A 21590-nucleotide genomic window follows, 5' to 3' on the forward strand; every position below is an offset into this window, starting at 1 on the left:
CGTGCCGCCGCCGGCCGGCCGTGGAGTGCCGGGCCGGCGGCGGCACGCGGGCCGGTGCTACTTCGCCTCGTTCGCGGCCTCGACGAGGCCCTCCTTGGTGACGGCACCGGCGTAGACCGTGCCGTCGTCCGTGATCAGGACGTTCAACAGGCGCGTCTCGAAGACCCGGCCGGTCCCGAAGTCGCCGTTCACCTTGTCGGTGAAGCCGTCCAGCATCCGCTGCGCGCGCGGGTCGCCCAAGTCGTCGAGGCCGGACAGAGCCTTGCCGCCCTTGCCCTCGCCCTTCACCTCGGGCGCTTCGATGCGGGCCACCGTGCCCCAGCCGTCGCCCAGCATCTCCAGGCCGCCTCCGAACTCGGGCCGGGCGCCGTTCATCGGCCCGTCGAGGTCCTTCGGCTTCTGCGAACCCTTCGCGCCGTGGTCGAGTTTCTCCTCCGTGACGTCCGCGCCCTTCGGGGGTTCGAACGTGAAGGTGCCGGCGTCCGGCCGGGCGAAGTCGACCTCGGTGTAGGCGACGTCGACGATCGCCTTGCCGCCCTCGTCCGGCATCAGCCGGACGCTGAGCGGCGCGCCGTTGTCGGCGTCCACGCCGATGCGCAGCGAGCCGACCGTGGAGTGTGCGGCGTCCTTCGGCGCGACGACCAGCTGGTACGCGTCCCGGCCGGCCACCTTGGCGGTGCCGTCCACGGTCACCGACGTCGACTCGTCCGCGAGGTCGAGGGCCTTCTGTGCGGCCTCCTTCGGGGTGAGGTCGGCGAGACCGTCGGGCAGCTCGTGCTTCCCGCCGGCCTTTCCGTGGTCGCCGGCGCCCTCGGGGGCGACGGCGTGGAACGCGGAGTTCGACGCACTGTCGTAGGCCCACAGTTGGTCGCCGTTGCGGATCAGGCTGTACTCGGCGGCGTCCTCCACGAGGGAGACGCGCTGCTTCTCGGGGCCGTCGGCGGCCACCCGCAGCGTGTGCTCGCCGGAGGCCAGCTCCATCAGCTTGGCGGTCGGCGCCGCGGGGCTCTCCTCCGCCCCCTCGCCCTGCTGCGGTCCGGCGCCGCCCTCCGAGGAGCGGTCACCGCCGCCGAACGGGCTCCCGCCCTGGTCGCCGCCACCGCCGCCGAGACCGCCCGGCAGCTCCGGCAGGCCGAGGTCGGTCTGGACCCGTACGGTCCCGGACAGCTGGTCCACGTCGGAGGCGGCCATCTTGGCCACCAGCTCCTCGGCGGTGATCTTCGGCAGGTCGGGGGCGCCGCTGTCCGCGAGGGCCGGCACCAGGCCGATCGTCGCCGCGGCGAGGCCCGCGACGGCGACCGGTACGCCGTAGCGGACGGCCTTGCGGCGTGGTCCCCGCGTGCCCGGGACGCCCGGTACGGAGTCCTCCCCATTGCCGTCGTCGGCCGGGTTGTGCGGTTGGATCTGTGCCATGTGAGCCCTACCTCCGTCGTCGGCGGCGGTCGTGCGGGTCATGCGGGTCGCGCCCGGTCGCACGGGTCCATCCCAGCCGCCATTGTCACCCGAGTCGGTGCGGGATGGTCACTCCATACGACCAGATCCACTGAGGGTGGGACGTCCGCCGAGGGGAGCAAGTTCCCGTACGCCCACGGGAGGAGACGGGTACCCCCACGGGGCGGCTTGTCCCGTGTGCGTGTGCGGGCCACGGGTTTCCGGGGCCCCGCCCTTCCGGCCTGAGCACGGGCACCGGTCCTCCCGCGCCAGGGGCGTCCGCGCCCGGAGGAGGGCTGCGGAGGCGTAGGGAGCAGCCGGGGGTGGTGAAGGTCGCCGTCCCGCCGACCCCGCCGGGCGGGAGGTGGGGCCGACCCCGGTCCCGGTCACGACCGTGCGACGGAGGGCGAGGGCTTTGGAGACGGCGGGCCCCCAGGCGGATGCGCTCAGCCCGCGCGGTGGACGACCGCGGCGCAGAGGTCGGACAGGGCCGCCTTGGCCGGTCCCTCCGCCAGGGGCTCCAGCATGGCCCGCGCCTCGTCCGCGTACCGCACGGTGTCCCGCCGGGCCTGCACCATCGCCGGGTGCGACCGCAGCCCCGCCAGGGCGTCCGCGAGACGGGCGTCGTCATCGAGGTCGCCCTCGAGCAGCGCCAGCAGGGCACGGTCCTCCGGCGAGCCGCCCCCCTCGGCGAGTGCCCGCAGATGCAGCACGGGCAGCGTGGCGATGCCCTCGCGCAGGTCCGTCCCGGGCGTCTTGCCGGACTCGTGGGAGTCGCTGGCGATGTCCAGCACGTCGTCCGCCAGCTGGAACGCGGTGCCGATGCGCTCGCCGTACTGGGTGAGGACGGAGATCGTCCGCTCGTCGGCCCCGGCCATCATGGCGCCGAACCGGCAGGCCACGGCGATCAGCGAACCCGTCTTCCCGGAGAGGACGTCGAGGTAGTGGTCGATGGCGTTCTGGCCGGCAGACGGGCCGGCGGTCTCCAGGATCTGGCCGGTGACCAGCCGCTCGAACGCCTGGGCCTGGATGCGTACGGCCTCCGGGCCGAGGTCGGCGAGGACCTGGGAGGCGCGGGCGAAGAGGAAGTCGCCGGTGAGCACGGCGACGGAGTTGTCCCAGTTCGCGTTGGCGCTGGCCACGCCGCGGCGCACGGCGGCCTCATCCATCACGTCGTCGTGGTAGAGGGTCGCGAGGTGGGTCAGCTCGACCACCACCGCGGACGGGACCACGCCCGGCGCGTGCGGGTCGCCGAACTGCGCCCCGAGCATCACCAGCAGCGGCCGGAACCGCTTGCCGCCGGCCCGCACGAGGTGCTGGGCAGCACCCGTTATGAACGGCACGTCGCTCTTGGTGGCCTCGAAGAGGCCCTCTTCGACGGCCGCCAACCCCGCCTGGACATCGGCTTCGAGGGCCGTGTCCCGCACGCTCAGCCCGAAGGGCCCGACGACGGTCACGAGGGCTACTCCTGTCTACGCGGCTTGTTCGCATCATCCGCACCGGCGCGGCGGCAGTTGCCGCCGTCACGGGCAGCGTAGCCGGTCGCGGAACGATCACGACCGGCGCGTACCCCCCGCGCACCCGGCCGGGCGGACGGCTGCGCCCGCCCGGTCGATACGCTGCCGGTGGGCGCCTCCCCGGACGTGCCCGAGCCCTGACCGGCGACGAACCTCGAAGGCGAGGCACCTGAGACGATGACCGAAGCCATCCCGTTCGACCTGCCCGGAGACGACCTCTTCGGCCTCGACAACCTGCCGTACGGCGTCTTCACCACCTCCGACGCCCCGGACCGGCGCCGCATCGGGGTGCGCTTCGGCTCGCACGTGCTGGACGCCGGCGCCGCCGCCGAGGCGATCGGCTCGGCGCACGCCGAGCTGCTGAAGCGGCCCACCCTGAACCCGCTGATGGCGGCCGGACGGCCGACCTGGCAGGCGGTCCGCGCGGACCTGCAGAACTGGCTGGGCGACCCCGGGCACCGCGCCACGGTCGGCGGCCACCTCGTTCCGCTGGCCGACGTCACACTGCACCTGCCGTTCGAGGTCGCCGACTACGTCGACTTCTACGCCAGCGAGCACCACGCCACCAACGTCGGGAGGATCTTCCGGCCCGACGGCGACCCGCTCACCCCGAACTGGAAGCACCTGCCGATCGGGTACCACGGCCGGTCCGGCACCGTCGTGGTGTCCGGTACGCCTGTGGTGCGACCGCTGGGGCAGCGCAAGCCCAAGGACGCGCCCGCACCCTCCTTCGGCCCTTCGCAGCGGCTGGACATCGAGGCCGAGGTCGGTTTCGTCGTCGGCACCCCCTCGGCGATGACGACGCGCGTGGGCCGGGAGGACTTCCGCGAGCACGTCTTCGGCGTGTGCCTGCTCAACGACTGGTCCGCGCGCGACCTGCAGGCGTGGGAGTACGTGCCGCTGGGGCCGTTCCTCGGCAAGTCCTTCGCCACCTCCGTCTCCGCCTGGATCACGCCGCTGGAGGCGCTGGAGCAGGCCCGCACCGAGCCGCCGGCCCGCGACGTCCCGCCGCTCCCCTACCTGGACGACAGCGGGGAGAAGGACGGCCTGGACATCCGGATCACCGTGACGCTGAACGGCGAGCAGGTCTCCGAGCCGCCGTTCTCCGCGATGTACTGGACGGCCGCGCAGCAGCTCGCGCACATGACGGTGAACGGCGCCTCGCTGCGCACCGGGGACCTCTTCGCCTCCGGCACGGTCAGCGGCCCGGAGCCGGACCAGCTCGGCTGCCTGCTGGAGCTCACCGCCGGCAAGGGCCCCTTCCTCTCCGACGGTGACGAGGTCGTCCTCACGGCCTGGGCGCCGGGACCGAACGGCACCCGCATCGGCCTGGGCGAGGTCTCCGGAACGATCGCTGCGGCCCCCGCGGAGTAGCCCGTCCGGCCCGCTGTCCAGCCCCCGGGAGAGCGTTCGTCGTCACAACTGCGGACGCGCGCCCCTGCTAGTTTGTCGTGACCCTGCACACCGGGGTACGGCATTCGAATGGGAGGGGCGCGCGTGCGCAGAACACGGCTCGGCCTCGGCGCGGCCACGGGCACCGCGGCGCTGGCACTGCTGATCGGCGGCTGCGGCAGCGACGGCGGCGACAGCTCCGACGGCGGCAAGGACAAGGACCAGGGCTCCACGTCCACCGGCGGCGGCTCCGGGGGCGGCGACGGCGGCAAGGACGACGGCGGCTCCGACGGCGGCACCACCCAGGGCGAATCCTCGGGTGGCGGTGCCGACACCGGCGGGGACGGCGGCTCCGAGGACGGCGGCTCCGGGGGCGGCGGCTCCGGGGGCGGCGACGACGCGGCAACGCCCTTCCAGGGCCCCTGGGCCTCCGGCATGAAGGGCGCCGAGGGCGAACTGCTGGTCCTCATCTTCAACGGCACCGAGGTCTCGCTGGCAGGGCCCGACGTGGCCTGTCAGGGCACGCTGAAGGCCGGCGACGGCCCGGCGAAGCTGGACCTGAAGTGCCGCGACGCGAACGACGGCTACGCCTCGGGCACCGTCACCGAGATCGACGACAAGGGCCTCTCCGTGAAGTGGGCGTCGGGCAGGACCGCGGAGTTCGTGAAGGGCGCCGCACCGGTCGGTCCCCCCGAGTGACGACGCGGCGCCGATCCGTCACCCCCGCCTGTTAGGTTGATCCGTCACCTGATCACTACGGAGGGGAACCACGTGCGCACAACGGCACGCGTGTCGGGGGCGGCCGCGGTCGTCGCGGCCGCCCTGTTGATGACCGGCTGCGGCAGCGACGGCGGCGGGGAGAACAGCGACAAGGGCGGCGCGGAGCAGTCATCCGGCGAGGGCGGCGCGTCCGCGCTGAAGGGCGCCTGGCTCTCCGGCGAACTCACCGACCGGGACCACAAGATCCTCGTGTTCGTCGAGAAGGGCGGCAACGTCAACATCTCCACCGAGGACGCCAACTGCACGGGCACCTACGCCGCGGACGCCGACCCGGTGACGCTGGAGATGGTGTGCGCGAAGGGCTCCGGCTTCGAGGAGGGCACCGTCGAGAGTGTCGACGGCGACACCCTCACCCTCGCCTGGGAGTCCGGCGGGAGCGACACCTTCACCCGCGCGGAGAGTTCCCTGGAGGACCTGCCGACCGGGATGCCGTCGGACCTCCCCACGGCGGAGATCCCGGACCTCCCGTCGGACCTGCCCAGCGGCCTGCCGGAGTAGCGGTCGACCCGCGTGAACGCCGGACGGCCCGCCACCCTTCGGGGGTGGCGGGCCGTCCGGCGTTCACGTCGCAAGAGCGCTACGGGGCTCCTGGGGCTACCGGCACTACCGGACGAAGACGCTCGCCTGACCGGCCAGGTCCAGGAAGTACTGCGGCGCCACACCGAGCACCACGGTCACCGCGACCCCGAGGCCGATGGCCGACATCGTCAGCGGGCTCGGAACGGCGACGCTCGGCCCGTCCGCCTTGGGCTCCTGGAAGAACATCAGCACGATCACGCGGATGTAGAAGAACGCCGCGATGGCCGAGGAGATGACGCCGACCACCACGAGCGCGCCCGCGCCGCTCTCCGCCGCGGCCTTGAACACTGCGAACTTGCCGGTGAAGCCGGAGGTCAACGGAATGCCCGCGAACGCCAGCAGGAACACCGCGAACACGGCCGCAACCAGCGGCGAACGGCGGCCCAGCCCGGCCCACTTGGACAGGTGCGTGGCCTCGCCGCCCGCGTCGCGCACCAGCGTCACGACGGCGAACGCGCCGAGCGTGACGAAGGAGTACGCCAGCAGGTAGAAGAGCACCGAGGAGACGCCGTCCTCCGAGGTGGCGATCACACCGGCGAGGATGAAGCCCGCGTGCGCGATGGAGGAGTACGCCAGCAGCCGCTTGATGTCGGTCTGGGTGATGGCGACGACCGCGCCGCCCAGCATGGTGACGACGGCCACGCCCCACAGCACCGGCTCCCAGTCCCAGCGCAGACCCGGCAGCACCACGTACAGCAGCCGCAGCAGGGCGCCGAAGGCGGCGACCTTGGTGGCGGCGGCCATGAAGCCGGTGACCGGGGTCGGGGCGCCCTGGTAGACGTCCGGGGTCCACATGTGGAACGGCACCGCGCCGACCTTGAAGAGCAGGCCCATCAGCACCATCGCCCCGCCGATCAGCAGCAGCACGTCGTTGCCCATGGTGCCCGCCAGCGCGGGGTCGGTGGTCGGGTTCGCGTTGCCGACGACCCGCGCGATGCTCGCGTAGTCCACGGCGCCCGCGTAGCCGTACAGCAGCGCGATGCCGAAGAGCATGAAGGCGGACGAGAAGGCTCCCAGCAGGAAGTACTTCACCGCCGCCTCCTGCGACATCAGGCGGTTGCGGCGGGCCAGCGCGCAAAGGATGTACAGCGGGAGGGAGAAGACCTCCAGCGCGATGAAGAGCGTCAGCAGATCGTTGGCGGCCGGGAAGACCAGCATGCCGCCGATCGCGAACAGCGCGATCGGGAACACCTCGGTGGTGGTGAACCCGGCCTTCACCGCGTCCCGTTCGCCCTGCCCGCCCGGAACGGCGGCGGCCTGCGCGGCGAACGAGTCCACCGGCCGACCGTGGGCGGACGGATCCAGCCGCCGTTCGGCGAAGGTGAAGACCGCGACCAGACCGACAAGCAGCACCGTGCCCTGGAGGAACAGCGCCGGGCCGTCCACCGCGATGGCGCCCATCGCGGCGAGCTGGGCCTGGTCGGTGGCGAAGCCGTTCAGCCCCAGCGCCAGCACCGCCGCGAAGGCGGAGGCCAGCGCGGCCACGGTCAGCAGCGCCTGTGCGCCGTACCGGAACCTGCGGGGCAGGAACGCCTCGATGAGGATGCCGACGATTGCCGCGCCGAGCACGATCAGCGTCGGGGAGAGCTGGGCGTACTCGATCTTCGGTGTCGGGATGCTCCCGGGTTCGGCCGCCTGTGTCCACAGGCTGTGGACGGCGTGCGTCGTACTCAGAGCGCTCACTTGGCGGCCTCCACCTCAGGAGCAGGGTCCTTCTTCTGCACGTCGGACATGGTGTGCTCGACCGCGGGGTTGACGATCTCGGTCAGCGGCTTCGGGAAGACACCGAGGAAGACCAGCAGCGCGATCAGCGGCGCGGCGACCACGAGTTCCCGGACCTTGAGGTCCTTCATGCCGCTGACCTCCGGCTTCACCGGCCCGGTCATGGTGCGCTGATACAGCACCAGCACGTACAGCGCGGCGAGCACGATGCCTGCGGTCGCGATGATCCCGATGACCGGGTAGCGGCTGAAGGTGCCGACCAGCACCAGGAACTCGCTGACGAACGGGGCCAGTCCGGGGAGCGACAACGTCGCCAGACCGCCGATCAGGAACGTGCCCGCCAGTACGGGCGCGACCTTCTGCACACCGCCGTAGTCCGCGATCAGGCGCGAGCCGCGGCGGGTGATGAGGAAGCCGGCGACCAGCAGCAGCGCGGCCGTGGAGATGCCGTGGTTGACCATGTACAGCGTCGCGCCGCTCTGCCCCTGGGTCGTCATGGCGAAGACGCCCATGATGATGAACCCGAAGTGCGAGATGGACGCGTACGCGATCAGCCGCTTCATGTCGCGCTGGCCGACGGCGAGCAGCGCGCCGTAGATGATGCTGACCAGGGCCAGCACCAGCACCACCGGCGTGGCCCACTCGCTGGCGTTGGGGAACAGCCCGAGGCAGAAGCGGAGCATCGCGAAAGTGCCGACCTTGTCGACCACGGCGGTGATGAGGACGGCCACCGGTGCGGTGGACTCCCCCATCGCGTTGGGGAGCCAGGTGTGCAGCGGCCACAGCGGTGCCTTCACCGCGAAGGCGAAGAAGAAGCCGAGGAACAGCAGCCGTTCGGTGCCGGCCGACATCTCCAGCTTGCCGTTCGCCCGGGCCTCGATGATCGCCTGGAGTGAGAAGGTGCCCTCGCCGAGCTGGTCGGCGGTGACCGCGTACAGGCCGATCACCGCGGCCAGCATGATCAGACCGCCGGCCAGGTTGTAGAGCAGGAACTTGACCGCGGCGTACGACCGCTGCCGTGACGCCTCCTCCTCGCCCGCCGCGTGGGCACGGTCGCCGAAGCCGCCGATGAGGAAGTACATCGGGATCAGCATGGCTTCGAAGAACAGGTAGAAGAGGAAGACGTCCGTGGCCAGGAAGGAGACGATCACCATCGCCTCGACGGCCAGGATCAGCGCGAAGAAGCCCTGGGTGGGCCGCCAGCGGCGGTTTGCCTGCTCGCCCTCCAGAGCGTCCGCGTCGTGCCAGCCGGCGAGGATCACGAACGGGATCAGCAGGGCGGTCAGGGCGACCAGCACGGCGCCGATGCCGTCCACGCCCAGCTCGTAGCGGACGCCGAAGTCGGCGATCCAGGCGTGGCTCTCCGTGAGCTGGTACCGGTCGCCGCCGGGGTCGAAGCGGACCAGGACCACGGCTGCGAGCACGACCGTGGCGAGCGAGAACAGCAGCGCCAGCCACTTGGCGGCCGTCCTCTTCGCGGCGGGCACGGCGGCGGTGGCGATCGCACCGATCGCCGGGACCGCGGCCGTGGCCGTCAGCAGGGGAAATGACATCTCAGACCGCCCTCATCAGCAGGGTGGCGGCGACGAGCACCGCCGCACCGCCGAACATCGAGACCGCGTAGCTGCGCGCGAACCCGTTCTGGACGCGGCGCAGCCGGCCGGAGAGACCGCCGAACGTGGCGGCGGTGCCGTTGACGGCCCCGTCGACCACCGAGTGGTCGAGGTAGACCAGGCCGCGCGTCAGGTACTCGCCGGGCTTGACCAGGGCGACGTGGTTGAAGTCGTCCTGGAGCAGGTCCCGGCGGGCCGCGCGGGTGAGCAGGCTGCCGCGCGGCGCCGTGACGGGCACCGGGCGGCGACCGTACTGGAACCACGCCACGGCGACTCCGATCACCATGCAGGCGACGGTGGCCGCGGTGATCGACCAGATCGGGATCGGCGGGTGCGGGTGCTCGAAGCCGGTCACCGGCTCCAGCCAGTGCACGAAGCGCTCGCCGATGGCGAAGAACGCGCCGCCGAACACCGACCCGACGGCCAGCACGATCATCGGGATGGTCATCGTCTTCGGCGACTCGTGCGGGTGGACGGCGTTCTCGCCCTCCTCGCTCCAGCGCTTCTCGCCGAAGAAGGTGAGCAGCATGACGCGGGTCATGTAGTACGCCGTGAGGGCCGCGCCCAGCAAGGTCACCGAGCCGAGGATCCAGCCCTGCGCGCCGCCCTTGCCGAAGGCCGCCTCGATGATGAGGTCCTTCGAGAAGAAGCCGGACAGGCCGGGGAAGCCGATGATGGCCAGGTAGCCGAGACCGAAGGTGATGAAGGTGATCGGCATGTACGTCCGCAGGCCGCCGTAACGCCGCATGTCGACCTCGTCGTTCATGCCGTGCATCACCGAGCCGGCGCCGAGGAACAGCCCGGCCTTGAAGAAGCCGTGCGTCACCAGGTGCATGATGGCGAACGCGTAGCCGATCGGGCCGAGCCCGACCGCCAGCATCATGTAGCCGATCTGCGACATGGTCGACCCGGCCAGGGCCTTCTTGATGTCGTCCTTGGCGCACCCGACGATCGCACCGAACAGCAGCGTCACCGCGCCGACGGTCACCACGGCGGTCTGCGCCGAGGGAGTGGCGTCGAAGAGCACCCCGGAGCGGGCGATCAGGTACACGCCGGCGGTGACCATGGTGGCGGCGTGGATGAGGGCCGAGACCGGGGTCGGGCCCTCCATCGCGTCGCCGAGCCAGGACTGCAGCGGCACCTGCGCGGACTTGCCGCAGGCCGCGAGCAGCAGCATCAGGCCGATGGCCGTGAGCGTGCCCTCGCTCGCCCCGTCCACGCTGCCCAGCACCGGCCCGAAGGCGAAGGTGCCGAAGGTGGTGAACATCAGCATGATCGCGATGGACAGGCCGACGTCACCGACGCGGTTGACGAGGAACGCCTTCTTCGCCGCGGTCGCCGCGCTGGGCTTGTGCTGCCAGAAGCCGATCAGCAGGTACGAGGCCAGGCCCACGCCCTCCCAGCCGACGTACAGCAGCAGGTAGTTGTCGGCGAGCACCAGCAGCAGCATCGCCGCGAGGAACAGGTTCAGGTAGCCGAAGAACCGGCGCCTGCGCTCGTCGTGCTCCATGTAGCCCACCGAGTACAGGTGGATCAGCGAGCCGACGCCGGTGATGAGAAGGACGAACGTCATGGACAGCTGGTCGAGCTGGAAGGCGACGTCGGCCTGGAAGCCGTTCACCGGAATCCAGCTGAACAGGTGCGAGGTCAGGGTGCGGTCCTCGGCGTCCCGGCCGAGCATGTCGGCGAAGAGCACCAGCCCGAGCATGAACGAGGCACCGGCCAGGGCGGTGCCCAGCCAGTGTCCCGTCCGGTCGAGCCTGCGTCCTCCGCAGAGCAGGACGGCCGCGCCGAGGAGCGGAGCTCCGACGAGCAGCCCGATGAGTGATTCCACTTACTGAACTCCTTACAGCTTCATCAGGCTGGCGTCGTCGACCGAGGCCGAGTGGCGGGAGCGGTAGAGCGTGACGATGATCGCCAGGCCGACGACCACCTCCGCGGCGGCGACGACCATGGTGAAGAAGGCGATGATCTGACCGTCGAGGTTGCCGTGGATCCGGGAGAACGCGATCAGCGCGAGGTTCGCGGCGTTGAGCATCAGCTCCACGCACATGAACACCACGATGGCGTTGCGCCGGATGAGTACGCCCGACGCGCCGATGGTGAACAGCAGCGCGGCGAGGTAGAGGTAGTTGACCGGGTTCACTTCGCCTCCTCCTTCTCGCCGTCGCGGTCGCCGTCACGCTCGCTGTCTCGGTCGCCGTCGCCGTCGTCCGCGCGCCGGGCCTGGCGGCCCGCCTCGCGGGAGGCGTCGTTGTCCCGGCCCAGGTACGCGTCGGTGCGCTGTTCCAGCTCCGCCAGGTCGCGGAGCGCCTCGCCGGACACGTCGCGGACCTGGCCGCGGCTGTGCAGGGTGTCGCTGACCGTGAGCGCGGACGGGGTGCCGTCGGGCAGCAGGCCGGGGATGTCCACTGCGTTGTGCCGTGCGTACACGCCCGGGGCCGGCAGCGGCGGCACGTGCTTGTTCTCCCGCACGCGCTTCTCGGCGAGTTCGCGCTGCGTCAGGCGGCGCTCGGTGCGCTCCCGGTGTGTGAGCACCATCGCGGCGACGGCGGCGGTGACCAGCAAGGCACCGGTGATCTCGAAGGCGAACACGTACTTGGTGAAGAGCAGGGCGGCCAGGCCCTGCACGTTGCCGCCCTCGTTGGCCTGCGCCAGGCCGTTGAAGCTGGTGACCGACGCGTTGCCGAGTCCCCCGATCAGCAGGACGCCGAAGCCGAGGCCGCAGAGCGCGGCCATCCAGCGCTGGCCCTTGATGGTCTCCTTCAGCGAGTCGGCGGCGGTGACGCCGACGAGCATCAGCACGAAGAGGAAGAGCATCATCACGGCGCCGGTGTAGACGACGACCTGCACGACGCCCAGGAAGTACGCGCCGTTGGACAGGTAGAACACCGCGAGGACGATCATCGTGCCGGCGAGGCACAGCGCGGAGTGCACCGCGCGCTTCATCAGCACGGTGCCCAGCGCGCCGAGTACCGCGACCGTGCCGAGCACCCAGAACTGCGCGGCCTCGCCGGTGGAGGTGGTGGTGAGTGCCAGCTCGTTCATCGCGCGCCCTCCGCGCCCTGCGGGCCGGCTGCCTGACCGCCGGAGGTGGAGGCCGTCTGCGCCGGCGCCGTGTCCGTCGGGTCGCCCTCGGGGCGGTCCGCGTCGGAGACGGGGGCGGAGGCGGCGGGCTCCATCGGCCCGAAGGTGTCGGCGGACGCCTGGGGTGCGTCGCCCGCGTGCACCTCCTGCGGCACGGTGCCCGGGGCGGCCTCGGTGACGAGGCCGCTGTAGTAGTCCTTCTCCGTCATGCCGGGGTAGATCGCGTGCGGCGAGTCGACCATGCCCTCCTGGAGTCCGGCGAGCAGCTCCTCCTTGGTGTAGATGAGCGATTCGCGGGAGGAGTCGGCGAGTTCGTAGTCGTTGGTCATGGTCAGCGCGCGGGTGGGGCACGCCTCGACGCACAGGCCGCACAGGATGCAGCGCAGGTAGTTGATCTGGTAGACGCGGCCGTACCGCTCGCCCGGGGAGTAGCGCTCCTCGTCGGTGTTGTCCGCGCCCTCCACGTAGATCGCGTCGGCCGGGCAGGCCCAGGCGCAGAGCTCGCAGCCGACGCACTTCTCCAGCCCGTCCGGGTGGCGGTTGAGCTGGTGCCGGCCGTGGAAGCGGGGCGCCGTGGGCTTCTTGTACTCGGGGTACTGCTCGGTCAGCCGCTTCTTGAACATGGCCTTGAAGGTCACGCCGAAGCCGGCCACGGGGTTCTCAGGCACCGTCGGCCTCCCTTCCATCGTGATTCCCGTCCTGGGCGTCGCCGGACTCCGCAGCCGTGCCGACCAGTTCGCGGTCCGCGCGGGACCTGCGCCGGGGCACGGGCGGGAGGGTCTGGCCGGGCAGCGGCGGCACGGGGTAGCCGCCGGCCATCGGGTCGAAGCCGGCCTCCTCGGCAGCGAGTTCCTCCTGCTCCTCCGCCTGCTTGTCGGCGCGGTCGCGGAAGACGTCGACGACGAAGGAGAGCAGCAGCAGGACCAGGACGCCGCCGCCGACCCAGTACACGATGTCGGTGAAGGCGTAGTTCTCGTTCCGCATCGCGCGGACCGCGGCGACCAGCATCAGCCAGGCCATGGAGACCGGGATGAGGACCTTCCAGCCCAGCTTCATGAACTGGTCGTAGCGGACGCGCGGCAGGGTGCCGCGGAGCCACACGAAGCCGAACAGCATCAGTACGAGCTTCCCGGTGAACCAGAGCAGCGGCCACCAGCCGTGGTTGGCGCCCTCCCACACCGTGGAGATCGGCGCCGGGGCCCGCCAGCCGCCCAGGAAGAGGGTGACCGCGAGAGCGGAGACGGTGACCATGTGGATGTACTCGCCGAGCATGAACATCGCGAACTTGATCGACGAGTACTCGGTGTTGAAGCCGCCGACCAGGTCGCCCTCGGACTCCGGCATGTCGAACGGCGCACGGTGCGCCTCGCCGACCATCGCCACCATGTAGATGAGGAACGACACGGGCAGCAGCACCGCGAACCAGCGGTCGTCCTGCGCGTCCACGATGGCCGAGGTGGACATCGAGCCGGAGTGCAGGAAGACGGCGGCGAAGCTCAGGCCCATGGCGACCTCGTAGGAGATCACCTGGGCGGTGGCGCGGACGCCGCCGAGCAGGGGGTAGGTCGAGCCGGAGGACCAGCCGGCCAGCACCGTTCCGTAGGCCGCGATGGAGGCGGTGGCCAGGATGTAGAGCACGGCCACCGGCATGTCGGTGAGCTGCATCGCGGTGCGCGTGCCGAAGATCGACACCTCGTTGCCGGGCGGGCCGAACGGGATGACGGCGATGGCCATGAAGGCCGGGATCGCGCCGATGATCGGGGCCAGGATGAAGACGGCCTTGTCGGCGCGCTTGACGACGACGTCTTCCTTGAGCATCAGCTTGATGCCGTCGGCCAGCGACTGGAGCATGCCCCAGGGGCCGTGCCGGTTGGGGCCGATGCGCAGCTGCATCCAGGCGACGACCTTGCGCTCCATGACGATGGAGATCAGCACGGTCAGCATCAGGAAGGCGAAGCAGAAGACCGCCTTGAGGCCGATCAGCCACCACGGGTCCGTGCCGAAGGTCGACAGGTCCTCGGCGGCGAGCACGACGCTCCCCTCCGGGCCCGACGCGATGTGGGCGAGGGTGTTCACGCGTCCACCTCCTGGCGGCCGGTGCCGCCGGCGGCACCGATCTTGACGAGGTCGCCCGGGCGGGCGCCGGTGTCGGGCGTCACGCCGCGGCCGGCGGAGTTCATCGGGAGCCACACCACGTGGTCCGGCATGTCCGGGGTGACCCGGAGCGGGAACTCCACCGTTCCGGTCGGCCCGGTGACGGCGAGGACGTCGCCGTCCTTCACGCCGGTGGCCTCGGCCGTGGGGGCCGAGAGCCGGGCGAGCGCCGCGTGCCGGGTACCGGCCAGCGCCTCGTCGCCCTCCTGGAGCCGGCCCTGGTCGAGCAGCAGCCGGTGGCCGGCGAGCACCGCCTCGCCCTTGCCGGGCTGCGGCGCGGATGCGGACCGTTCGTTCGGCGCGGTGGCCTGCGCGTCGCCCGACGCACCGCCGAGGCGGTCGAGTTCGCGGCGCGCGGCCCGTACGTCGGGCAGGCCGAGCGGCTTGCCGAGCGCGTCGGCGAGCATGTGCAGCACCCGGCCGTCCGGCGTCACGTGGCGGCGGGTCATCTGGTCGGGCTTGATGGCCGCCTCGAACATCCGGGCCCGGCCCTCCCAGTTGAGGAAGGTGCCGGACTTCTCGACGACCGCCGCCACCGGCAGCACCACGTCGGCGTGCGCGGTGACGTGCGACGGCCGCAGCTCCAGACTGACCAGGAAGCCGACCTCGTGCAGCGCGTCGGCGGCACGGGACGGGTCGGGCAGGTCGGCGACCTCGACGCCGCCCACGACCAGCGCGGACAGTTCGCCGGACGCGGCGGCCTCCACGATGGCCCCGGTGTCCCGCCCGTACGCGCTGGGCAGGTCGTCCACGCCCCAGGCGCGGGCGACCTCCTGGCGGGCGCGCGGGTCGGTGGCGGGGCGGCCGCCGGGCAGCAGCGACGGGATGGCGCCGGCCTCGACCGCGCCGCGTTCACCGGCCCGGCGCGGGATCCACATCAGGGCGGCGCCGGTGGCCGTGGCGGTACGCAGGGCGGCGGTCAGGGCGCCGGGCACGGCGGCGAGCCGTTCGCCGACCAGGATGACCGCGCCCTCGGTGCGGAGCGCCTCGGCGGCCTGCTTGCCGGCGCTCTCCAGTCCGACTCCGCCGGCCAGGCCGTCCAGCCACTCGGTCTCGGTGCCGGGCGCGGCGGCCAGCAGCGTGCCGCCCGCCTTCTCCAGGCCGCGGGTGGCGTGGGTGGCGAGCGCGAAGGTGCGCTGGCCGTGCTTGCGGTGGGCCTTGCGCAGCCGGAGGAAGACGCCGGGCGCCTCCTCCTCGGCCTCCAGCCCGGCCAGCAGGACGACGGGGGCCTTCTCCAGCGCGGTGTAGGTGACCCCGAGGCCGTCCAGGTCGCGGCCGTGGCCGGCGACGTGGGCGGCGAGGAAGTCGGCCTCCTCGGCGGAGTGGACGCGGGCCCGGAAGTCCACGTCGTTGGTGCCGAGCACGGCGCGGGCGAACTTGGCGTACGCGTAGGCGTCCTCGACGGTGACGCGTCCGCCGGTCAGCACGCCGACCCGGCCCTGCGCCGCGGCCAGGCCCTTCGCCGCCGCCTCCAGTGCCTCGGGCCAGCTGGTGGCCTCCAGTTCACCGGTCTCGGCGTCGCGCACCAGCGGCGCGGTGAGCCGGTCGTGGCGCTGGCCGTAGCGGAAGCCGAACCGGCCCTTGTCGCAGATCCACTCCTCGTTGACCTCGGCGTCCTCCGCGGCCATCCGGCGCATGACCTTGCCGCGCCGGTGGTCGGTGCGGGTGGCGCAGCCGCCAGCGCAGTGTTCGCAGACGCTGGGGGTGGAGACCAGGTCGAACGGGCGGGAGCGGAACCGGTAGGCGGCCGAGGTGAGGGCGCCGACCGGGCAGATCTGGATGGTGTTGCCGGAGAAGTACGACTCGAAGGGGTCGCCCTCGCCGGTGCCCACCTGCTGGAGCGCGCCGCGTTCCAGCAGCTCGATCATCGGGTCGCCGGCGACCTGGTTGGAGAAGCGGGTGCAGCGGGCGCACAGCACGCAGCGCTCGCGGTCCAGCAGGACCTGCTTCGAGATCGGCACCGGCTTCTCGAAGGTGCGCTTCCTGCCCTCGAAGCGGGACTCGGCGGAGCCCGCGGACATCGCCTGGTTCTGCAGGGGGCACTCGCCGCCCTTGTCGCAGACCGGGCAGTCCAGCGGGTGGTTGATGAGCAGCAGCTCCATCACCCCGCGCTGCGCCTTGTCGGCGACCGGGGAGGTGAGCTGCGTCTTCACCACCATGCCGTCGGTGCACGTGATGGTGCAGGACGCCATCGGCTTGCGCTGGCCCTCCACCTCGACGATGCACTGCCGGCAGGCGCCGACCGGGTCGAGCAGCGGGTGGTCGCAGAAGCGGGGGATCTCGATGCCGAGCTGTTCGGCGGCGCGGATGACCAGGGTGCCCTTGGGCACGCTGATCTCGACGCCGTCGATGGTCAGCGAGATCAGGTCCTCGGGGGGAGGGGCCTGGCCGCCCCCGGAGGCGGGAGCGTTGCTGGTGACGGTCACGCGTTCACCTCCAGGTGAGCGGTCTTGCCGGTGGAGCCGTCGGCCCAGAGGGTCGACTTGGCCGGGTCGAAGGGGCAGCCGCCACCGGTGACGTGCTGCTCGTACTCCTCGCGGAAGTACTGCAGCGAGGAGAAGATCGGCGAGGCGGCGCCGTCGCCGAGGGCGCAGAACGACTTGCCGTTGATGTTGTCGGCGATGTCGTCGATCTTGTCGATGTCGCCCATCGACGCCTTGCCGGCCTCGAAGTCGCGGAGCAGCTGGACGAGCCAGTAGGTGCCCTCGCGGCAGGGCGTGCACTTGCCGCACGACTCGTGGGCGTAGAACTCGGTCCAGCGGGTGACCGCCCGTACGACGCAGGTGGTCTCGTCGAAGCACTGGAGCGCCTTGGTGCCCAGCATCGATCCGGCCGCTCCGACGCCCTCGTAGTCCAGCGGCACGTCCAGGTGCTCGTCGGTGAGGATCGGGGTGGAGGACCCGCCGGGCGTCCAGAACTTCAGCCGGTGACCGGGCCGCATGCCGCCGCTCATGTCGAGGAGCTGCCGCAGTGTGATGCCGAGCGGCGCCTCGTACTGGCCGGGGCGGGCGACGTGGCCGCTGAGCGAGTAGAGCGTGAAGCCGGGGGACTTCTCGCTGCCCATCGAGCGGAACCACTCCTTGCCCTTGTGCAGCAGGGCGGGAACGGAGGCGATGGACTCCACGTTGTTCACCACGGTGGGGCAGGCGTACAGGCCGGCGACCGCGGGGAAGGGCGGGCGCAGCCGGGGCTGGCCGCGGCGCCCCTCCAGCGAGTCGAGCAGCGCGGTCTCCTCGCCGCAGATGTACGCGCCGGCGCCGGCGTGGACGGTGATGTCCAGCGGCTTGCCCTTGCCGAGGGCGTCCTTGCCGAGGTAGCCAGCCGCGTACGCCTCGCGTACCGCCTCGTGCAGGCGGCGGAGGACGGGGACGACCTCACCGCGCAGGTAGATGAAGGCGTGGTGGGACCGGATCGCGTGGCAGGCGATGATCATGCCCTCGATGAGGGAGTGCGGGTTGGCGAAGAGCAGCGGGATGTCCTTGCAGGTGCCCGGCTCCGACTCGTCGGCGTTGACGACCAGGTAGTGCGGCTTGTCGTCGCCCTGCGGGATGAACTGCCACTTCATGCCCGTGGGGAAGCCCGCGCCGCCGCGGCCGCGGAGGCCGGAGTCCTTGACGAAGGCGATGAGGTCGTCGGGGTCCATGGCCAGCGCCTTGCGCAGACCCTCGTACCCGTCGTGCCGCTTGTAGGTCTCCAGCGTCCAGGCGTCGGGCTGGTCCCAGAAGGCCGAGAGCACCGGGGAGAGGAGCTTCTCGGGGGACTCGGTGGTCATCACTTGCCCTCCTCGGCGACCGGCCCGGTCGGGTTGTCGGGGTCGGACTCGGCACTCGGCTGCGGGGCGTCGTGCGAGCTTTCGTGGCCGGCGGGAGGTTCGGCGCTGCGCGGCCTGGTGCCGCCGGGACCGGATGCCTCGGTGCCTGCGTCGCGGCCGGCCGCCTTGCCGCCGCCGTTCCGCGGGGAGACGACGCGGGCTGGGGCCTCGGACTCGCCCTTGGCGAGCCGGAGACCGGCGAGCGAGGCGGGGCCGGCGCCGCCGGACTCCGCGACGGCGCCCTCGCGCTCGTCGGGGAAGCCCGCCAGGATGCGCGCGGTCTCCTTGAAGGTGCACAGCTTCGCGCCGCGGGTGGGGTGCACGTCGCGGCCGGCGCGCAGGTCGTCGACCAGGCGCTTGGCGGACTCGGGCGTCTGGTCGTCGAAGAACTCCCAGTTGACCATCACCACGGGCGCGAAGTCGCAGGCCGCGTTGCACTCGATGTGTTCGAGGGTGACCTTGCCGTCGTCGGTGGTCTCGTTGTTGCCGATCTCCAGGTGCTCCTGGAGCTCCTCGAAGATGGCGTCGCCGCCCATCACCGCGCACAGCGTGTTGGTGCAGACGCCGACCTGGTAGTCGCCGCTGGGCTTGCGCCGGTACATGCTGTAGAAGGTCGCGACCGCGGCGACCTCGGCGGTGGTGAGGTCGAGCATCTCGGCGCAGAAGCGCTGTCCGGTGCGGGTGACGTGGCCCTCTTCGGACTGCACCAGGTGCAGCAGCGGCAGCAGCGCGGACCGGCTGTCGGGGTAGCGGGCGATGACGTCCTTCGCGTCCTTCTCCAGCCGTGCCCGGACGTCCGCCGGGTAGTCGGGGGCGGGCATCGCGGGGATGCCCAGTTGCACGTCGGTCATCGGTCGACGCCTCCCATCACGGGGTCGAGGGACGCGACGGCCACGATGACGTCGGCGACCTGGCCGCCCTCGCACATCGCCGCCATCGACTGGAGGTTGGTGAAGGACGGGTCGCGGAAGTGCACCCGGTAGGGCCGGGTTCCGCCGTCGCTCACCGCGTGCACTCCGAGTTCGCCCTTGGGGGACTCGACTGCCGCGTACGCCTGGCCGGGCGGTACCCGGAATCCCTCGGTCACCAGCTTGAAGTGGTGGATGAGGGCCTCCATGGAGGTGCCCATGATGTTCCGGATGTGGTCCAGGCTGTTGCCCAGGCCGTCGGGGCCGAGCGCCAGCTGCGCGGGCCAGGCGATCTTCTTGTCGCCGACCATGACCGGGCCGGGCTCCAGCCGGTCGATGCACTGCTCGATGATGCGCAGCGACTGCCGCATCTCCTCGACGCGCAGCAGGAAGCGGCCGTAGGAGTCGCAGGTGTCGACGGTCGGGACGTCGAAGTCGTAAGTCTCGTAGCCGCAGTAGGGGTCGGTCTTGCGCAGGTCGTGCGGGAGGCCGGCGGAGCGGAGGATCGGGCCGGTGGCGCCGAGCGCCATGCAGCCGGCGAGGTCCAGGTAGCCGATGTCCTTCAGACGACCCTTGAAGACCGGGTTGCCGGTGCAGAGCTTGTCGTACTCCGGCAGGTTCTTCTTCATCTTCTTCACGAACTCGCGCAGCGCGTCGATGCTGCCAGGGGGCAGGTCCTGGGAGAGCCCGCCGGGCCGGATGTACGCGTGGTTCATGCGCAGGCCGGTGATCAGCTCGTAGAGGTCCAGGACCAGTTCGCGGTCGCGGAAGCCGAAGATCATGACGGTGGTGGCGCCGAGCTCCATGCCGCCGGTGGCGATGCACACCAGGTGGGAGGAGAGACGGTTCAGCTCCATCATCAGCACGCGGATGACGTTGGCGCGGTCCGGGATGTCGTCGGTGATGCCGAGCAGCCTCTCGACCGCCATGCAGTACGCCGTCTCGTTGAAGAACGGCGTCAGGTAGTCCATGCGCGTCACGAACGTGGTGCCCTGCGTCCAGGTCCGGTACTCGAGGTTCTTCTCGATGCCGGTGTGCAGGTAGCCGATGCCGCAGCGGGCCTCGGTCACGGTCTCGCCGTCGATCTCCAGGATGAGCCGGAGCACGCCGTGCGTGGAGGGGTGCTGCGGGCCCATGTTGACGATGATCCGCTCGTCGTCGCTCGCTGCCGCGGCGGCGGCGAGCTCGTCCCAGTCGCCGCCGGTGACGTCGTAGACGGTGCCCTCGGTGGTCTCGCGGATTCCCGCCGTGGAATGTGTGGTGCTCATCAGCTGTACGACCTCCGCTGGTCGGGAGCGGGAATCTGGGCGCCCTTGTACTCCACGGGGATGCCGCCCAGGGGGTAGTCCTTGCGCTGCGGGAAGCCCTGCCAGTCGTCGGGCATCATGATCCGCGTCAGCGCCGGGTGGCCGTCGAAGACCAGGCCGAAGAAGTCGTACGTCTCGCGCTCGTGCCAGTCGTTCGTCGGGTAGACCTCGACGATCGAGGGGACGTGCGGATCGGCGTCGGGTGCGGTGACCTCCAGCCGGATGATCCGGTTGTGCGTCAGCGAACGCAGGTGGTACACGGCGTGCAGCTCGCGGCCCTTGTCCTCGGGGAAGTGCACGCCGGAGACGCCGGTGCAGTACTCGAAGCGCAGCGCGGGGTCGTCCCGCAGGGTGCGGGCGACGCGCAGCAGATGCTCGCGTGCGATGTGGAAGGTGATCTCGCCGCGGTCTACGACGGTCTTCTCGATGGCGTTCTCGGGGAGCAGGTCCTGCTCCTCCAGGGCGCCTTCGAGTTCGTCGGCGACCTCGTCGAACCAGCCGCCGTAGGGGCGCGCGCTCGCGCCGGGGAGCCGCACGGTGCGCACCAGGCCGCCGTAGCCGGAGGTGTCGCCGCCCTGGCGGGGGCCGAACATGCCGCGGCGGACGCCGATGACCTCGCCGGAGTCGCCGCGGTGTCCGGGCAGGTTGTGCGCGTTCACGTCCTGGTCCGGGTTCGGGCCATGGTCGCCGGCGGGCGTGCCGTTGGCCGAGTTGCCGTTGGCGGTCATCGCAGGAGCCCCTTCATCTCGATCGTCGGCAGGGCCTTGCGCGCCGCTTCCTCGGCCTCACGGGCCGCCTGCTCGCGATTGACGCCGAGCTTCTCGTTCTGCACGTGCTCGTGGAGCTTGAGGATCGCGTCCATCAGCATCTCGGGCCGCGGCGGGCAGCCGGGCAGGTAGATGTCGACCGGGACGACGTGGTCCACGCCCTGCACGATCGCGTAGTTGTTGAACATGCCGCCGGAGGAGGCGCAGACGCCCATGGAGATGACCCACTTGGGGTTGGGCATCTGGTCGTACACCTGCCGCAGCACCGGGGCCATCTTCTGACTGACCCGTCCGGCCACGATCATGAGGTCCGCCTGGCGCGGTGAGCCGCGGAAGACCTCCATGCCGAACCGGGCGAGGTCGTAGCGGCCCGCACCCGTTGTCATCATCTCGATGGCGCAGCAGGCGAGTCCGAACGTCGCCGGGAACATCGACGACTTGCGGACCCACCCGGCGGCCTGCTCGACGGTGGAGAGCAGGAAGCCGCTCGGCAGTTTCTCTTCGAGTCCCATTTACCTATGC

The 21590-nt window shown here is 71.3% G+C and carries 18 protein-coding genes; 3 read left to right on the forward strand and 15 right to left on the reverse strand.

Annotated elements, in window-relative coordinates; translation table 11 throughout:
• Window positions 1-57: 57 nt before the first annotated feature.
• Window positions 58-1413 carry a DUF2092 domain-containing protein gene (locus E4198_RS10170; RefSeq protein ID WP_136182867.1) on the reverse strand — a complete coding sequence of 452 codons (1356 nt, stop codon included), beginning with the start codon at window positions 1411-1413 and terminating at the stop codon, window positions 58-60.
• 464 nt (window positions 1414-1877) lie between these two features.
• Window positions 1878-2888, reverse strand: a complete 1011-nt coding sequence (locus E4198_RS10175; protein WP_136182868.1) for a polyprenyl synthetase family protein — start codon at window positions 2886-2888, stop codon at window positions 1878-1880.
• Between the two features lie 237 nt (window positions 2889-3125).
• Here E4198_RS10175 and fahA point away from each other — a divergent pair, with 237 nt between their 5' ends.
• From fahA to E4198_RS10190, 3 genes are all read left to right on the forward strand, one after another.
• Window positions 3126-4322 (forward strand): fumarylacetoacetase, encoded by a 1197-nt coding sequence (fahA, locus tag E4198_RS10180; RefSeq protein WP_136182869.1) that lies wholly within the window; start codon window positions 3126-3128, stop codon window positions 4320-4322.
• A 123-nt stretch (window positions 4323-4445) separates the two neighbouring features.
• The gene (locus E4198_RS10185) at window positions 4446-5039 is read left to right on the forward strand and encodes a hypothetical protein (RefSeq protein WP_136182870.1); all 594 of its coding nucleotides are present in this window, start codon (window positions 4446-4448) and stop codon (window positions 5037-5039) included.
• Between the two features lie 72 nt (window positions 5040-5111).
• Window positions 5112-5618, forward strand: a complete 507-nt coding sequence (locus E4198_RS10190; RefSeq protein ID WP_136182871.1) for a hypothetical protein — start codon at window positions 5112-5114, stop codon at window positions 5616-5618.
• A 105-nt stretch (window positions 5619-5723) separates the two neighbouring features.
• Here E4198_RS10190 and nuoN read toward each other — a convergent pair whose 3' ends face one another.
• Genes nuoN through E4198_RS10255 form a run of 13 tightly spaced genes read right to left on the reverse strand, consistent with a single transcriptional unit; the run spans window position 5724 to window position 21580 of the window.
• Window positions 5724-7373, reverse strand: a complete 1650-nt coding sequence (gene nuoN / locus E4198_RS10195) for an NADH-quinone oxidoreductase subunit NuoN (RefSeq protein ID WP_136185300.1) — start codon at window positions 7371-7373, stop codon at window positions 5724-5726.
• 5 nt (window positions 7374-7378) lie between these two features.
• Window positions 7379-8974, reverse strand: coding sequence for an NADH-quinone oxidoreductase subunit M (locus E4198_RS10200; protein WP_136182872.1), 1596 nt, complete (start codon window positions 8972-8974; stop codon window positions 7379-7381).
• Between the two features lies 1 nt (window position 8975).
• Window positions 8976-10868: an NADH-quinone oxidoreductase subunit L gene (nuoL, locus tag E4198_RS10205; RefSeq protein WP_136182873.1), complete on the reverse strand. Its 1893-nt coding sequence runs from the start codon at window positions 10866-10868 to the stop codon at window positions 8976-8978.
• Window positions 10869-10880: 12 nt separating this feature from the next.
• A complete protein-coding gene (gene nuoK, locus E4198_RS10210) occupies window positions 10881-11180 on the reverse strand; it encodes an NADH-quinone oxidoreductase subunit NuoK (protein WP_027764543.1) in 300 nt (99 codons plus the stop codon).
• Window positions 11177-12082, reverse strand: a complete 906-nt coding sequence (locus E4198_RS10215) for an NADH-quinone oxidoreductase subunit J (RefSeq protein WP_136182874.1) — start codon at window positions 12080-12082, stop codon at window positions 11177-11179. Before E4198_RS10215 ends, nuoK begins: the two co-directional genes overlap by 4 nt.
• Window positions 12079-12807, reverse strand: a complete 729-nt coding sequence (nuoI, locus tag E4198_RS10220) for an NADH-quinone oxidoreductase subunit NuoI (protein ID WP_136182875.1) — start codon at window positions 12805-12807, stop codon at window positions 12079-12081. Before nuoI ends, E4198_RS10215 begins: the two co-directional genes overlap by 4 nt.
• The gene (nuoH, locus tag E4198_RS10225; protein ID WP_136182876.1) at window positions 12782-14197 is read right to left on the reverse strand and encodes an NADH-quinone oxidoreductase subunit NuoH; all 1416 of its coding nucleotides are present in this window, start codon (window positions 14195-14197) and stop codon (window positions 12782-12784) included. Before nuoH ends, nuoI begins: the two co-directional genes overlap by 26 nt.
• A complete protein-coding gene (locus E4198_RS10230; protein ID WP_136182877.1) occupies window positions 14194-16701 on the reverse strand; it encodes an NADH-quinone oxidoreductase subunit G in 2508 nt (835 codons plus the stop codon). The genes nuoH and E4198_RS10230 overlap by 4 nt, the downstream gene beginning before the upstream one ends.
• Window positions 16698-18047, reverse strand: coding sequence for an NADH-quinone oxidoreductase subunit NuoF (gene nuoF, locus E4198_RS10235; protein WP_136182878.1), 1350 nt, complete (start codon window positions 18045-18047; stop codon window positions 16698-16700). The genes E4198_RS10230 and nuoF overlap by 4 nt, the downstream gene beginning before the upstream one ends.
• Window positions 18047-18937 (reverse strand): NADH-quinone oxidoreductase subunit NuoE, encoded by an 891-nt coding sequence (gene nuoE, locus E4198_RS10240; protein ID WP_136182879.1) that lies wholly within the window; start codon window positions 18935-18937, stop codon window positions 18047-18049. Before nuoE ends, nuoF begins: the two co-directional genes overlap by 1 nt.
• Complete coding sequence (locus E4198_RS10245) at window positions 18934-20262, reverse strand: NADH-quinone oxidoreductase subunit D (RefSeq protein WP_027764550.1); 1329 nt, start codon at window positions 20260-20262, stop codon at window positions 18934-18936. Before E4198_RS10245 ends, nuoE begins: the two co-directional genes overlap by 4 nt.
• A complete protein-coding gene (locus E4198_RS10250; protein ID WP_136182880.1) occupies window positions 20262-21029 on the reverse strand; it encodes an NADH-quinone oxidoreductase subunit C in 768 nt (255 codons plus the stop codon). The genes E4198_RS10245 and E4198_RS10250 overlap by 1 nt, the downstream gene beginning before the upstream one ends.
• The gene (locus tag E4198_RS10255; protein WP_027764552.1) at window positions 21026-21580 is read right to left on the reverse strand and encodes an NADH-quinone oxidoreductase subunit B; all 555 of its coding nucleotides are present in this window, start codon (window positions 21578-21580) and stop codon (window positions 21026-21028) included. The genes E4198_RS10250 and E4198_RS10255 overlap by 4 nt, the downstream gene beginning before the upstream one ends.
• Window positions 21581-21590 lie beyond the last annotated feature (10 nt).

The sequence above is a fragment of the Streptomyces sp. RKND-216 genome, assembly GCF_004795255.1.
GTDB classification, from domain to species: Bacteria; Actinomycetota; Actinomycetes; order Streptomycetales; family Streptomycetaceae; genus Streptomyces; species Streptomyces hazeniae.

What these genes read in the sequence shown, in the direction of transcription:
- E4198_RS10245 (WP_027764550.1), bottom strand. Translation starts at nt 20,262, where the DNA reads ATGAGCACCACACATTCCACGGCGGGAATCCGCGAGACCACCGAGGGC.
- nuoE (WP_136182879.1), bottom strand. Translation starts at nt 18,937, where the DNA reads ATGACCGACGTGCAACTGGGCATCCCCGCGATGCCCGCCCCCGACTAC.
- E4198_RS10255 (WP_027764552.1), bottom strand. Translation starts at nt 21,580, where the DNA reads ATGGGACTCGAAGAGAAACTGCCGAGCGGCTTCCTGCTCTCCACCGTC.
- nuoF (WP_136182878.1), bottom strand. Translation starts at nt 18,047, where the DNA reads ATGACCACCGAGTCCCCCGAGAAGCTCCTCTCCCCGGTGCTCTCGGCC.
- fahA (WP_136182869.1), top strand. Translation starts at nt 3,126, where the DNA reads ATGACCGAAGCCATCCCGTTCGACCTGCCCGGAGACGACCTCTTCGGC.
- E4198_RS10200 (WP_136182872.1), bottom strand. Translation starts at nt 8,974, where the DNA reads ATGTCATTTCCCCTGCTGACGGCCACGGCCGCGGTCCCGGCGATCGGT.
- nuoI (WP_136182875.1), bottom strand. Translation starts at nt 12,807, where the DNA reads ATGGAAGGGAGGCCGACGGTGCCTGAGAACCCCGTGGCCGGCTTCGGC.
- E4198_RS10250 (WP_136182880.1), bottom strand. Translation starts at nt 21,029, where the DNA reads ATGACCGCCAACGGCAACTCGGCCAACGGCACGCCCGCCGGCGACCAT.
- E4198_RS10170 (WP_136182867.1), bottom strand. Translation starts at nt 1,413, where the DNA reads ATGGCACAGATCCAACCGCACAACCCGGCCGACGACGGCAATGGGGAG.
- E4198_RS10215 (WP_136182874.1), bottom strand. Translation starts at nt 12,082, where the DNA reads ATGAACGAGCTGGCACTCACCACCACCTCCACCGGCGAGGCCGCGCAG.